At 53.9% G+C, this 14,705-nt stretch carries 11 protein-coding genes and 1 pseudogene; 2 read left to right on the plus strand and 10 right to left on the minus strand.

The annotated features are described in order from the left end of the window. Window positions 1-481: 481 nt before the first annotated feature. Window positions 482-955 carry a hypothetical protein gene (locus EGH23_RS18870; RefSeq protein WP_220581537.1) on the minus strand — a complete coding sequence of 158 codons (474 nt, stop codon included), beginning with the start codon at window positions 953-955 and terminating at the stop codon, window positions 482-484. Window positions 956-1,794: 839 nt separating this feature from the next. Between EGH23_RS18870 and EGH23_RS18875 the strand changes: the two genes are divergently transcribed. Next, window positions 1,795-2,880 (plus strand): PDDEXK family nuclease, encoded by a 1,086-nt coding sequence (locus tag EGH23_RS18875; protein WP_220581538.1) that lies wholly within the window; start codon window positions 1,795-1,797, stop codon window positions 2,878-2,880. A gap of 439 nt (window positions 2,881-3,319) precedes the next feature. Here the strand turns inward: EGH23_RS18875 and EGH23_RS26505 are convergent. Beyond that, window positions 3,320-4,026: pseudogene (locus tag EGH23_RS26505) on the minus strand (hypothetical protein); the annotation flags it as partial. 458 nt (window positions 4,027-4,484) lie between these two features. Between EGH23_RS26505 and EGH23_RS18885 the strand changes: the two are divergent. Next, complete coding sequence (locus EGH23_RS18885; RefSeq protein ID WP_220581540.1) at window positions 4,485-5,498, plus strand: aldo/keto reductase; 1,014 nt, start codon at window positions 4,485-4,487, stop codon at window positions 5,496-5,498. Between the two features lie 199 nt (window positions 5,499-5,697). Here the strand turns inward: EGH23_RS18885 and EGH23_RS18890 are convergent, their stop codons facing one another. From EGH23_RS18890 to EGH23_RS18925, 8 genes are all read right to left on the minus strand, one after another. After that, on the minus strand, window positions 5,698-7,149 hold the full coding sequence (locus EGH23_RS18890; RefSeq protein ID WP_220581541.1) for a sulfatase-like hydrolase/transferase: 1,452 nt from the start codon (window positions 7,147-7,149) through the stop codon (window positions 5,698-5,700). Between the two features lie 156 nt (window positions 7,150-7,305). Then, on the minus strand, window positions 7,306-8,142 hold the full coding sequence (locus EGH23_RS18895) for a carbohydrate ABC transporter permease (protein ID WP_220581542.1): 837 nt from the start codon (window positions 8,140-8,142) through the stop codon (window positions 7,306-7,308). Beyond that, entirely contained in the window at window positions 8,139-9,065 is a 927-nt protein-coding gene (locus tag EGH23_RS18900; RefSeq protein ID WP_220581543.1) for a carbohydrate ABC transporter permease, read from the minus strand. The genes EGH23_RS18895 and EGH23_RS18900 overlap by 4 nt, the downstream gene beginning before the upstream one ends. Before the next feature lie 87 nt (window positions 9,066-9,152). Next, window positions 9,153-10,553, minus strand: coding sequence for an ABC transporter substrate-binding protein (locus EGH23_RS18905; protein WP_220581544.1), 1,401 nt, complete (start codon window positions 10,551-10,553; stop codon window positions 9,153-9,155). A 186-nt stretch (window positions 10,554-10,739) separates the two neighbouring features. Then, entirely contained in the window at window positions 10,740-11,867 is a 1,128-nt protein-coding gene (locus EGH23_RS18910) for an ABC transporter ATP-binding protein (RefSeq protein ID WP_220581545.1), read from the minus strand. A 123-nt stretch (window positions 11,868-11,990) separates the two neighbouring features. Then, a complete protein-coding gene (locus EGH23_RS18915) occupies window positions 11,991-13,520 on the minus strand; it encodes a sulfatase family protein (RefSeq protein WP_220581546.1) in 1,530 nt (509 codons plus the stop codon). Next, on the minus strand, window positions 13,517-13,717 hold the full coding sequence (locus tag EGH23_RS27260) for a DUF1450 domain-containing protein (RefSeq protein WP_220581547.1): 201 nt from the start codon (window positions 13,715-13,717) through the stop codon (window positions 13,517-13,519). The genes EGH23_RS18915 and EGH23_RS27260 overlap by 4 nt, the downstream gene beginning before the upstream one ends. Before the next feature lie 93 nt (window positions 13,718-13,810). Then, window positions 13,811-14,638 carry a glycoside hydrolase family protein gene (locus EGH23_RS18925; protein ID WP_220581548.1) on the minus strand — a complete coding sequence of 276 codons (828 nt, stop codon included), beginning with the start codon at window positions 14,636-14,638 and terminating at the stop codon, window positions 13,811-13,813. Window positions 14,639-14,705 lie beyond the last annotated feature (67 nt).

Here is a 14,705-nt window from a genome sequence, read left to right on the forward strand (position 1 = left end):
GATTTTTACTGTTGCCTTGAAACCCACCTCGAAGCCCACTTCGAAGCTGCGCCGTATGGCGATTATCCCTTGTCTCGAAGCGAAACCGCTTCGACCCTCTATGTCTCCCCTATGCCGGGAGGTAGACACTTCGATAGCAGTGGGGACACCCGACCATGGTGCGACACACTGAGGACACCCGAGCAATGCTAATACCTCGGACACCCAACACAATCGAATACACCTCGATACCGGGGTGTGGCGGCAGCTCGACAACGGCCATTGAGACGACCACCTCGACAGCGACGCTGACGACGAGATGACGCGAGCTGAGAACGGCACGCGGTTTGTACAGTAAAGAGACTGTATGCGGCAGGCGGTTGTCGCTCGTTTCGTCACACAAGCGATGAAGCAGTCGTAAGGTTGGCGAGCAGAGTGGTCAGAGAATTACCGTCAACATCACCATCAACAATTGGCCCTTTGTATTGTTTATCGGCGTATCTCACTGCGATAGCGTTTGTAAGGCTCTGTCGACAGTAGTGTATCGATCGTCGGTGACTCGATGACTACTTTGTGGGTAAGACTCATACCCAAGTACGCCTTCTACGTTTTCAATCGATTTTCTGATTTGATTGAATTCAGTCACAGTGTAGGCGAGCGTTGCTACTGTTGTTCTAAAAAGTGCCCTTGCCTGCTCCTCATCTAACCGAACCTTCTCTCCGACTCTGCCCGTTCCAACGTACATTCCTTCGTCGGTGGTGATTCCACGTTTAACTTTGTAGAAGAGAAGACCGTCTCCGGATTCCATCGCATCATAGACTTGTTGGCCTGTGTCGGTGTTTTTCTGGGCCCAAAGCCGGGGTCCTTGAAGCTCCGAGAGGTTAGCGTCTGCCAGCAACCACTCATCGGGAGAGGTTCCGAGTACGCGACTGTAGTTTGTTTCATCAACCGTGATTCGGAATAGGTCTCCGCTCATAGCCTTCATTAGGAGGTGATCCCACATCAAACTGAGTCCATTCTATGATATTTCAGAGAGAATTAACTAGTTCTCTTTGGATTGGTGAAAGACATGATGCAAGATATGCGCGCTTTATTCAGCATATCGCTGCTAATGTCGACGATACCTGATCGAACCTTTAGTGGTCAGTTCAGTCTCTGTACGCAACAGATCAGTATTGACGGGTATGGGACAGATCACCGATTAGTGCGGTGTCTTCCTCTTTTCTCTAATGGCTTATTCGACAGTCTCTCCATGAAACGACTGACAACCTAACAGCGTGGCGACCAATGTTCTCCCACGGAAGGCCGTTGACGGCCATCAGGATGCTTCCCCGACGCTCAAGGGGTTCACGAGATATCTCAGCGCTATCTGTTCGGCGAGACGTCTGGCTGGAACAGCTATTGTGTGGCGACGTCGACAACAGCCGACCGGGTAGTATCGCAACCTACGATCGGCGAGTCTGACGCGTGTTCCTCCCTCGGCGGGACTGCCGGCAACTGATGTATCGTTCTCTTCCTCGACGGTAACAGCGGACAGCATGTAGTGTCCATCGTCTCAGCTGGCGGGGTGTCCGGCTATCGTGATGACCTTGGGGTGTCGGTGCTGGCGAGCGACGGCGTCTGAGTTTGTGTTTTCCGGTAGTCCTTCAACAGTAGGGACCATACCAACTATCCACACCCTGCGCGCTTTCGGCGGGTGAGGGTAGGGTTTTCCGTGGACTCACTACCATCAGGTTTCACGTAGACATTGCTGAGTGGATATATAAATCATCGTTGTGACAAACCATATGGCCTTCCCGCTCTATCGAAATACACATGATCTTCTCCGTCAACCCGGATTCCCATGATCTTGAGCATCTCCCTGAACAGGAACTTTCGCAACTGAATATCCTCGAAAGGGAGCATCTAGAGGAATGGGCAATTGAGGAACCTCGTATCCTTGGGGAAGACCTGTTAGTCATTTCCTCAGAATACGCAAAATTTGAAGATTTACGAGAGCGCCTCGATATCCTGGCGATCGATACCGAAGGGAAACTGGTCGTCGTCGAACTAAAACGGGACAGAGCTGACCGAACAACAGATCTCCAAGCAATCAAGTACGCCAGCTACTCCGCTACCCTCACCGCGGAGGAGGTTCAAAAAGACTATCGAGACTTCTGGAACGGACGTGGGGACAATGATGTCTCGCCTGAAGAGGTGGGGGAGAAATTCGTGAATTTCTTATCCCAGAACGCCACTGACGATATTCCGTATATGGACGATGGATGGGCCAATTTTGAGCTTGACGACAAGCCACGGATTTTGCTCGCGGCTGGCAGTTTTGGCCCGGAAATTACCTCTCCGGTCATGTGGCTTATGGAGGAGTATAATATGGATATCACATGTACGCGGATCGAAGCCTACAAACACCAAGATCGGGTGATACTGAATAGCCAGCAAGTAATCCCGATTCCTGAGGCCGAAGAATACCTGACTAAACGTCGGGAAAAGCAGGAGAAACAGGGGAAGCCTTCTGTAACCTTTACACTGCCTGCACTTTTGGATCGAGGTGTACTGGAAAAGGGAGATATCGTCGTTTTTGACGAGAGCGAAGTGCCGGAGGATATCGATCGGGAGTGGAACCCGGAGGACGATTATTGGCGGGCCAGGGTCACCGGTATGACTGGTCAGCAAAACAATATTGAGTGGCTCTATAACAGTGAGGTCTACTCGTTTACTGGTCTAACGAAAGAAATTCTGTATCAACTCGTCGAGAGAGACAAGGATAACGCCCTTAATGGGTATTCCTATTGGACGCATCCCGATTTCGGAGGGAGGACACTACTTGAACTTCGAGAAGATAATGTTGAGCGTAGAGAAAGAAGATCTGACGAGAAATCAGGGCTTCCATTTAGGGAGTAACCCCTAGTAGCCTTTTCAGCTTTCTGAGGTCTAATTTGCAAACGTTCATCCCGGCAGTACTCTCGTTTCTTCTTGACTGTGGCTAGGAGATTCCGTTGGAAATGGATATCAGTCGACAGGTTCATATTATACTTACGCAGTAGTCGATTTGAGTCGTGTTGGCCTTGTTGTCGTGGTTATAGAGTTACGAGCTTAGCCGATAAAACCCCGTTTAGTATTCCGAGGCTGCCGAAGTTTGTCACACACGTTGTGAGCAGCGAATCGGGACTGGTCGCTCCGTTCGTGTTACGAACACTCACTCCACTCCTGCAAGAATAGGGTCGCTCCCGGTTGCTACAGCTAACAGACAGCAACGCCAGCGGCAGCAGGGCACGTGCCACCGCATCCATCAACGTCGATTCTATGCCGATTCCCGTCTTATCTCGTGCTCGTCACAGGGTTAGGTGGAAGACTCCACCACAACGGGTGTGACACCACCAGTCGTCGCCTTTCGATCACCGTTCTCCAGCAGATCTAAGCCGACGTAGCGTTGCTCGACCAAGCTTACGGCGGTCTCGGCGTCCATCGCCAACAGATCAGTCTGCGTCTGGTCTCGACCGACCTGGCGTGTCTTTTCTACAAGATCGTCGCGACCAATCTCGATCAGCTTCTCCCAAACACGCATGACCGTTTGACGATGCGGTTCTTTGCCAAGTTCGGCGGTCAGCGCGGTCTCCACGTCGTCCTTGGTGAAGAAGACGCCGCTCCCGTTAGTTCGTTCGGTGGCGAACTCTGGCCAGCGCTTGGCGACGCTGATCGCTCGGTAGGTGTTCTGGCGGTTCGACCGCTCGACGAACATGGTCTTAACTTTGGCCTGTCGGCAGTTCGTGAAGAAATCCAGCGGCGAGGAGCTGGGCTCGATGCCCTCGGGCAGCGTCTCGGCATCCTCTTGCTAATCAGGGTCGGCTTCGAGTTGCTGGGCCTTCGCGATCGCGCTCTTGGCGACCTGGTGGATTTGTGCCTGTTGGATTTCGACGTCATCCAGTTGAGTAGCGTCTGTTCGTTTGCGGCACTGGCGGTCGTAGCGATGTCGTAGGTGCGTTCCTGATTGGCTTTCAGTTCATCGATAGTATCCCACAAGTCGGTAACAGTCTCCACGAGCATTTCAATAAATTGCTTGATAAGCAGATTATCTCGCGGTCTGCGTCTATCTACAAGTTTTTGACGACAGTATAATACTTATTGTACCCAAACTAGGTGTAATTAGTCACAGAAAATCCCCTATCGGCCTACTACATGCAAATTTACGATTATATACTCATCTGTTAGAGTAGTGGCGCTCAACAATCAGATAGTTGTATTTTCTATCTATTTAATAGCTGCCGAAGATCAACCAAACTCGATGGAAGCACTACCTCAAAGTGAACGAGACTCCTTGTTGTTGCCTATGTCGGCGGTGGTGTCGTCGTGAGGAAGATCCGACTGACGAATTCAAACTGTCGAGGCTATCAAATACACCGAAAATGACAGTCTTGAGGCCTTCTCCGACGGACGACAGCATGTACTCTTTGATATTCACCGTGACTGTCGATACTACTATAATAGTGGTACCCAAGTAAGAATTCATGGAATACGTTCGACTAGGAGAGACAGGGCTAGAAGTCTCAACCATTGCGTTGGGAACGTGGCGGTTCGGCATGGAACATGAGGCGACAGGCGTGGTGGAAACCGGGAAAGAAGAAGCGCACAAGATGTTAGACGCGTACGCTAACCGAGGGGGCAACTTCATCGACACAGCGAATGGGTATGGAGATGGGGACTCAGAGCGGTGGATTGGCGATTGGCTCGCTGATCGCGAACGTGAGGATTACGTCATTGCCACCAAGTGCTACTGGTCGAATGAATCACGCTTCCAAGAGAATCTTTCTCGGAAAAATGTTCGCGCCGAAGTCGAAGGTTCGCTAGAGCGACTGGATATCGACTACCTTGACATCCTGTACCTGCATCGCTTCGATGACAATACACCCATCGAGCGCACTCTTCGGACTCTCGACGACCTGATCAGCGAGGGGAAAATCCAGCATATCGGGCTATCGACTGCCGACGCCTGGAAACTAATGAAGGGCGTTTTGACAGCGGACCTCAACAACTATGAACGATTCACCGTCACGCAGCCGTTATTCCACGCCGCTTACTACGAGGACGTTGCAGAGTATCTTGCCGTATGTGGAGATCAGAATCTTGCTGTCTGCCCATATTCGCCGTTGGCGGGCGGCTTCCTGACAGGCAAGTATGAACGAGTTGGTGATGGATCCTACGATCTCAACGCGCCAGAAGATACTCGCGCACAGCTTGACGATCGCTTTTTAGACTTCTATGTCTCTGAACGTGGTTGGCACGTTCTTGACGAAATTCGAGAGATTGCCACTGATCTCGATGCCACTCCTGCACAAGTCGCGCTGCGGTGGTTGATGGACCAGCCCGATTTCACATGTGTACCGATTATCGGTGCGCGGACTGTCAACCAGCTCGAGGATAATTTGGGGGCGATTGACATCAAACTGACTGATGAACAGTTCGAAGCCATTTTTCAGGCACGCTACGACGAGGACGGGACGCTTTACGAAACGAATGCCTGAGTGAATGCTCCTTCCATTGAAATGAGAGCGCCAGCTAGCAACTATCCAACTAGACTAGTCCTTGTCAAGAACCCTAGGGCGAGGGTACTGCTCGTCTACCGTTGAAGGAGATATCTTCCCGGCCCTCAGCTGTCCAAATCGTAGTATGCTAATCTTTTGGCACACTCACCAAATTTTCTTGATTGGATCCAATATGTCGCTACTCGTCACGAGTGCCAAAGGGTTCGAGACCGATGTCCTCGGTTCGTGTCATCTTCATTCGCGGTTTGGTCGGATTTGAAACACCGTCTCGTTCGAGTCGCTCCATCAACCGTTCATACAATCGTTGGGCAATTTCGCCGTGCTGTGGATTGCCAGTGAGATTGTGTAATTCCTCGGGATCGACCGATAGGTCATATAGTTCCGCCATGTCGTGAGAGTTGAGGACTAGTTTGTGGTCTCCCCGACGAAGCATCCACTGTTCGTACTCGAAGAAGTGGCCGTGGAACTCACAGACAATGTCATCGCGCCAGTCGTCGGGGGACTGACACAGACTTTGGCCCACATACTCGTCTGGAACGTCGACGCCAGCAACGTCAAGGAACGTCGGGGGCAAATCGAGTAACGAGACGAATCGGTCGTCGACGGCTCCGTCGGCTCCGAGATTGTTAGTGATAAGCGGGATCCTGTAGATGTCCTCGTACATGGCTGGCCCTTTGTCGTGTAGCTTGTGTCGAGTGACGAATCCACCGTGGTCTGCCCCGAACACGACGGCAGTAGAGTCCCTGATGCCGAGTTCTGAGAGGTGGTCTAAGAGCCGGCCGATCTCGTGGTCGATGAAGGTGACCCAACCCCTGTACGCAGCGATGATCCGCCGCCAGTCGTGCAGGTCTAAGTCACCCAAACCAGATTCCTGGTACTGGACTCTGTGCACCCACGGCTTGTTCTCAAAGGTCTCTTTGACCGTCGACTCGGGGAGTTCGACGTCCGAGGGGTCGTATAGCGTCGCGTACTTTTCGGGCAGGTAGTACGGGTTGTGCGGCCCGAAATAGTGGACACTCTGGTAGAACGGCGCGTCAGAGCGAGCGTGTGACTCGATCTGGTCGAGTGCCAGTTCCGTCAGGAAATGCGTGAACGACGCTTCCGTCGGACGGTCGTCGATGGCACCACTCTGGAACACAGATCCGTTGTCTGGGAAGACATCTTCAAACCGCTTGACCGATGGCTGCGGAAGGTTCCGGTCCGACAGATACGAGCGGTACGTAGGATGGTCGAGTGGCTGATGCCAGCCAGGGAAGTGAGGGCCGTCCAACCCGAATGCCGCCGGTTTCTGACCAACGTGTAACTTTCCGGCGAGGGAGACGTTGTACCCTGCATCGCGGAGCAGCTGCGGGTAACACGGGAAGCGTTCGGCCAGGCGGTCGCTCTCTTCGACGTTTCGCTTGATTCCGTGTCGCTGAGGCGGGACGCCAGAGATAATCGACGCGCGTGACGGCGAACAAACGGCAATCCGGGTATAGGCTCGCTCGTACCTCGTTCCTTCAGCGGCGAGGCGGTCGAGATTTGGTGTCTCAACGCCCGAAGCACCGTATGCACCGATACTATCAAATCGTTGTTGGTCCGTGAGGATGAATAGGATGTTGTCGGCACTCTCGACAGAGGTGAGAGACATACAACCACTGTGAGGACGGACAGCAAATGTTTTTCGCCGTGCCCGAAACTTGGGTAGACAGACGACTACAGAGCAAAGAGGATTCCAGACTGCTTGGGAGAGGGCAACCTGACCAGATTGCTAATCGGTATCGTCGAGAAAAATGAGCGCGACCAGTTAGGTCTCGGGGCCAGTGATACCGCGGATAAAGTACCGCTGCATCCCGACAAACAGGATAACGACGGGGATGATGAACAGGATGGAACTCGCCATGAGACTACCCCACTCGATGGTGTAGCGGTTCATCATCCCATACATCATCACTGGGACTGTCCGCTTATCGCCCGACTGCATCAGCGTGTTGGCAAAGAGGAACTCTTGCCACGCGATGACGAACGCGAACAGCGCCGTGGCGATGATACCCGGTTTGGCCATCGGGAGTGCTATTCGTAGATAGATCTGGAGTTCATTCATCCCGTCGATCCGACCGGCATTGAGCACGTTTTCAGGGATGTTCTCAAAAAACCCAATGAGCATCCAGGAGGTCAGCGGGAGCATGAAGACCATGTACGACGCGATAAGTCCTGGGTATGTGTTGATAAGACCGAACTGTTGGAGGATGAAGAACAGCGGCACGATGACCGAGACGATGGGCATCACGCGAGTGACGATGACGTATACGGCCGTAATCTGTGAGCCGGGGAAGTCGAATTTGCCCCAACCGTATCCCGCGAGCGTGGCGAAGGTAATCGAAACGATAGTCGATCCGACGGCTATGATGATACTGTTTATGAAGGAGGTCACGAACTCATCGCGATTGATCACCGACCAGTAGTGTTCGAACGTAATCGTGGTCGGGATGAGCGATGGGTTCGTCGAGAACATCGCACTCCGTGGACGTAGCGAGGAGACGAGCATCCAGAAGATGGGAAAAAGCACGAGGAGGAGACAGATGGCGATTAGCCCGTACCGTATCCATTTCCGAGTTCGCGATTCGTAGGAGGACGTGCTCATATGCTACCACCTCGCTTGCGCAGGGCCCGAATATAGAAGAAGATGAACACCAGCATTATCATGATCATCACCACGGACAGGGCCGAGGCGTCACCGTACCTGAACTGCTGGAATGCCAGCCGGTAGACCTTGACTGACAGGACGTTCGTCGATCCGACCGGGCCTCCTCCGGTCATCGTGAAGATGAGGACGAACTGATTGAACATCCAGATAACAGTCAACAGTAGAACGATTTTGAGGACTGGCAATAGAGACGGAATGGTGATATGACGGAGTCGGGCGAAAAACGGCGCACCGTCTATCTTCGCCGCGTTGTGGAGTGATTCGTCCATCCCCTGAAGCCCGGCAAGCACCATGATCATGACGAACGGGAACTGTTTCCAGAGTGCAGAGACAATAACGGCGAACATCGCGGTATCCGGGTTTCCAAGCCACGCGATGCCTTCGTTTATAAGGCCGCCTCTGACCAGCAGCTCGTTAACAATCCCGAACTGGGGAGAGTACATCCAACTGAAGATGATAGAGGTGACGATCGTCGGGGTCACCCACGGAATGAGAAAGCCGGCTCGAACCGCGCTTTTCGCCGGGAATTTCGTGTTCAAGAGCAGTGCCAGGCCAAAGCCGACGACCAGCTGGAGTGCGACACCACCGACGACCCAGACGAACGTATTGAACATTACGTTCGGGAACCAGTTAGACGTGAACAGCGTGACGTATTTCGACACACCGACGAAATTTTCCACGCCGCCCGACGTGAGATTGTGAAGACTTAGACGGAACGTCTCAATCAATGGGTAGGTGATTAAAACGAGCATCAACAGCACCGCAGGTGCAATGAACAGGAGACCCGGATTAATCTCCCTGTCCGTCAATCGCGAGCGTATTTTGATGAAATTTTCACGTACTGATTCTTGGAATTCCATATATTGTAATCGATGTTGTACCAATTATTGGGTGGGCTCAAAAAGCTACCGTCGACTTGGCCTACGCAACGAACGGCACTAAGGCAGTCATTCGATGGCCTGTTGATTGGCCTGCTGGTTCGCCTGTTCCATCGCCTTTTGGGCCGACATCTTTCCGCTGATGATGTTCTGGACCGCCGACTGGGTGATGGAGTTCAGCGTCCCGACGTTGGCCGAGAGGTACGGCCACCCACTGTTGCTGATTTGATCTTGGAAGACCTGGCCGACATCTCGGTCAAGGCCGTCCGTGTACCCCTCGAAGTACGCATCCCACGCAGTCGACAGCGACGGGACGAGACCGGACCACTTAGCCTGGCGCTCCGCCGTCATCAGGTACTCGAGAAGGCTCCAAGACTGGCGCTTGCGTTCATCCGAGATGCTCTTCGCGATGCCCCAGGTTGGGGATCCGCCGAATCCGGATGGGGAAGCGTTGCCGAGTGTCGGGACGTACGTGATGCCAAACTCAATGTCCGATTCCTCTTTGATAATTGCCGACTCCCACGACCCGACAAGGTACATCGACGTCTGTCCCTCAATCATCAGGTTCCGGCTGTTTATCGCGTTGTTGCTCAGCGTCCCCTGAGGCATTAGGTTCTCGCTGGACATCGTCTCGTACATTTCAGCAGCGCCGATGAACTCGTCGGCGGTATACTGTGGCTTGCCGTCGACGACCGTCGAGTTGAGGTCACCGCGCGACCAAGCGTTGCTGTAGAACTGAAGACCAGTGTGGATGTGGTCGGCACCCGAGAATCCGAGTGGACGAATTCCGACCTCCTCTTTGATATCGCGCGCGACATTCAACATCCCTTCGGGTGATCCAAAGTAGTCCTGGGGACTCATCGGATCGTAGCCGGCCTGTTCGACGTGACCGGCGTGGTAGTAGAGTGCACCCCAGTGACCGATCATCATCGGGATGACCTGAACTGTTCCGTTGAATGGGCCTTCGGCATTGAGAATCGACTGTATGAGGTCTGTCTCAGCGAAGTCATCTGATGATATAGACGAGTCCTCAAGGAACGAATCTAGACTCGCCAGATAGTCATTCGCCGCGAAGTTGAAGGCGGCAACACCCATGACGGTCATCACGTCGAACGGATTACCGGCCTCGAAACGCGACCGCTCGGTCTGTGTCACGTTTGCGGCCTGTGCGGTCTCGGTCACGTTGACTGACCAACCTGACTCGCTCTCCCACTCGCTCACATACTGGTGAAATGCCTCCAAGTTATCCGACGACAACTGGCCGCTGAAGATATTCATTTCGAGCGTCCCGCCGCTTGACCCGTCGCCGCCGTCGGTTGAGCCCGAACCATTACCTCCATTACCCGATGAGCCGTCGCCGCTGCCTCCGTCCCCGCCACATCCAGCGAGGAATATGGAACCCGTCGTCCCTGCGGCTGTTAGGAATTTACGTCTACTCTTGCGGAGCTTGCCGTTGTTGCTACCCGCCATGCTAACATATCATTTAAAACATAGGCATATAATTGTTTCCAATTATTTTTGACATATCCCGGAAGTGATGATTGCCAATAGTCTACTGAACCAGATCTTATTCCAATAGCAGATGTTGTGCAGTGTCGTACGTAGTTATTCGTAGCGATTCTACATACAGCTGCTCCACAGAAATCCAATCGAAAGTTACCGTCCTTCTTGGATTTGTGTGGAGGGCTGTCCGGCTCGCTCCGGTACCTCTCGATACTTGATTGTCCGCCCGTTCTCGGCGAACAGGCATACGCGTTCTTCCGGAAACTGGAGCTCGATGATGTCATCAATAGTGGGATGAATCGCCTCATTGACGCGAGCCACGATGCTGGTCTCGTCAGAGAGAGTCAAATGTAGGAGATTCTCACTGCCCAGCTCCTCAACCACATCGACCCGTGCTTGGACAGACGAGGTGGTCGAATCTTCGACCACTTGGATATCTTCGGGTCGGATTCCGAACTGCCCCTGAGTAACTGACGGATCCAATTCAGTAGACTCGAGCTTGTATTGGAAGTAATCTGTGTGGACGATCCCGTTCTCGAACTGGGCGTCGATCATATTCATACTCGGCGATCCGATGAACTGGGCGACAAACGCGTTGGCCGGCTGGTTGTACACCTCTATTGGGGTACCTACCTGCTGGATGTGGCCTTTGTTCATCACGACAATTCGGTCCGCCATCGTCATGGCCTCCGTCTGATCGTGGGTCACGTAGATAGTGGTCACGTTCAGGTCATTCTGAAGGCGCTGGAGTTCGGCCCGCATCTCCGTCCGCAACTTGGCGTCGAGATTCGACAGCGGCTCGTCCAAGAGGAAGACGTCCGGGTCTCGGACCATAGCCCGGCCAAGTGCGACGCGTTGTTGTTGCCCGCCGCTGAGCTGCCCAGGCTTTTGATCAAGGAGGTGGTCAATACTGAGCATCTCGGCGTACTGAGCGACTTGGTCTTCCATCTCTGATTTAGACATGCCCGAGGTGTACCGGAGGCCAAACATCATGTTCTCTTTGACAGTCTTGTGTGGATAGAGCGCATAATCTTGGAAGACCATCGCGATATCTCGGTTCTGTGGCTTCACGTCGTTGACGACTGTATCGCCGATCCGAATTGTTCCCTCTGACGGCCTCTGGAGCCCCGCAATCGTCTGGAGTGTCGTTGTCTTTCCACAGCCCGATGGTCCGACAAGGATGACGAACTCCCCATCCTCGACGAGGAGATCTATATCCTCTGCCCCAACCACACCATCGGGATACACCTTCTTCATGTCCGTGAGTTCGACGTCCGCCACGGTCAGATCACCTGTCTACTGTGAGTGACCGCTTGGTTAACTAGGATCGGACAGTAAGGTACACTATTCCTCATGTAGAATCAGATTTCTGTGCCATCCTTATAAATATTTCTCGCCCATCAATCAGGGAGCAATGTCGAACCGTTCGTACTGCTCATCTGGGCAGTCAAGTTTTGCGAGTGCGCTTCGCATGATGGTCCGCATCCGATCCACCGTCTGTTCATCGGACGTAGCGAGGTTATCGTGTTGGTTCGGGTCTTCAGTGACATCAAATAGCAGCGGCTCGTCCAGTTGTTCGAATGACTTGCCAGGATAGCGCCAGACAGGAGTGTCGGTGTACGGGAGGAACTGTCCGGACTCGGCTTCGGTCTTCGGCTCGCGGGGTGTGAACCAAGAGTTCGGGTTCATCATCGTCGTCGAGTAACAGTACGTATCGACCGTACCATCACAAGGGAGGTGATACGTATGTGTGCCATCGGTAACGTTGACAGCAGAGCTCCAGTAGCCGTAAAGCGCCCAGTCTCGATGGCTGTCAGTTGCCCCATCTAGCAATGGTTCGAGGCTTCGACTATGCCGGTGATCGGTCCCTTCAATGTCCGCAGCGTCGAGAAGTGTCCCGTACACGTCCACCGCCGACGTTAGCGCGTCCACACGCTCTCCCATCCGCGGGCTGTCTGGCTGCCAGATGAAAAGCGGAGTGTGTGCGATAGTATTGTACACTGGAGGATCGTTCTTCCCCACCCACCCGTGATCACCGAGCATGAATCCGTGGTCAGACATAACGACGACCATCGTATCTTCCCAGAGGTCACTTCTGTCGAGTTCGTCGAGCACACGACCGAACCATCGGTCGACCATCGTTATTTTCCCTGCATACTGGGCCCGCAAGAACGACAGTTCTCGGTCCGATAGTTCGCTCTGGCCCTCGTCAACTCGGCCGTAATAGGGCCAGTTAGTAAGTTCCACGTCGGTCGGGTCCTCGTCGGTATACATCGAAGCGTACGGTTCCGGGCAGTGGAATGGCTCGTGAACATCGAAGCTATCGACGTAGCAGAACCAGCGGTCCCAGTCACGGTTCTCCCGGAGCCATTCGGCCGTTCGTGAGAACACACGTGGCGCGAAGAAATCCCGCTCGTCCAGTTCATCCATGTCAGCCACGTTGCGGGCGTACTGTGGGCGGTTGATATATTGGAGCGAATCAACGGGGTCCGTGTCACGATCGCCAGTTTGGTCAACGAGTCGGTCGTTCGGTTCCTTCGGTGCGGTCCGATAGGCGTCGTGTTCGTGGCCTCGGACTAGTTCGAAGCCGTGGAAGCTGTCATAGTAGCCGTGGCTCCCGTGTTGGAAGTAGTGATAATGGTCGGTGATGAGTTTCGTGACCATCCCATTCTGTCGTGCGAGTTCGGGCAGCGTCTCGTCGAACGGCTCGACAGGCCCCCACGGTCGCCAGAGGAATTCCTGGGTCCCAGTCAGCCATTCGCGGCGTGCGGGCATGCACGGAAGACTTCCGGCGTAATGGGTGTCGAACGTTGCCGCCCGTTCAGCGAACCGGTCGAGATTTGGGGTCGCGACGTCGATTTCGAAACTACCGCCGTAGACGTCGAGGAGATCTCGTCGCAGGCTGTCGACTGAAATCAGCAGGATATTGTTCATCGGTAGCACCTCTTCAATAGCTCCGCATGGCTGTCGCCGGTAATCAGCTCCCCGTCGACAACCAAAAGCGGCTCGCGGTAGCAGCGTCCACAGTGTTCGAGACACGGCGCGACCACGGTGGATGTGTCAAGTTTCTCAAGCCGGTTCCGGACTTCGCTGTCAATGTTACTGACGCACGCTTCGATACACTCTGTCATCGTGATACTTGCTCATCGGTCTATACCAAGATAGTATTTTCGTCGGTTTCTATGTGGTGCCGTGAACGGAGGGTGAACAGGGTTAATTCGGTGTTACTCCCGCAAGCGCGCGATTGCGATTCCGCGCTCTCCCGCAACGGAGTACAAGAGGTATCGCTCGCCTTCGTCCTCGAAGATAGCCGGGTCACGGACCTGCCGAACGGGTGTCCGCGAAAACCCAGATGTTGACTCCGAAATGGGTTGGTTACCCCCTTCGTAGGGCGTTTCCGGTTCGAGAATGAGTGTTTCGTCGTACGGCTCCCACTCCCGCCAGTCACGAGATAGATCAAGCGTCGACCTGAAGATGCGTTCCGGTCTGTCACCCCGGTTCGAGTAGTAGACGAACAGACGGTCATCGCTGCGCCGAACCGCCGGATGTCGCATCTCGTCGGGGAAGACTGTTGGTCCGGTCTCGAGGTCCGAATATTCGTCAGCCCGGCGATATAGGTGACCACGGCCACCCAGAAAGTACCACACGTCCCGGTATCGGAACCGTCGGAGGTACGGCGTCGCGAACGGCCCGGCCGTGGACTCGAAGTTGAGCCCATCATGCGATTGGGCGACGCCCGATGCCTGTCCACCGGGACCGTCGAACTGCATGTACGTGTCGTAGTCACTGACCCCGTGGTAGTACAGCCACACCGTCTTCGTCTCGTGGTCAAGGTGAACGTCGGGTGAGGCGACGTGGTGTTCGAGCGCTGTGTCGTCAATGTGGAGTGTTCCTGGTTCGTACATCGTCCACGGACCATCCAGCGTATCGGCGTAGGCCAAGTAGATGTATCGGCCTTGATGATTGGCAAAATAGAGGTAGTACGCACCGAGCGGTTCGTCTATCCACGGCGGCGCGCGGACGAGTGAGGGGCCGTTGATGTTCTCTGCCATACCCGTCAAGTCAGTCGACTCTACTCCAGACTCAATGTCTTTCACCGTCTCAGGCAATTCTGCGAGC

This window comes from Haloarcula nitratireducens (genome assembly GCF_019599505.1).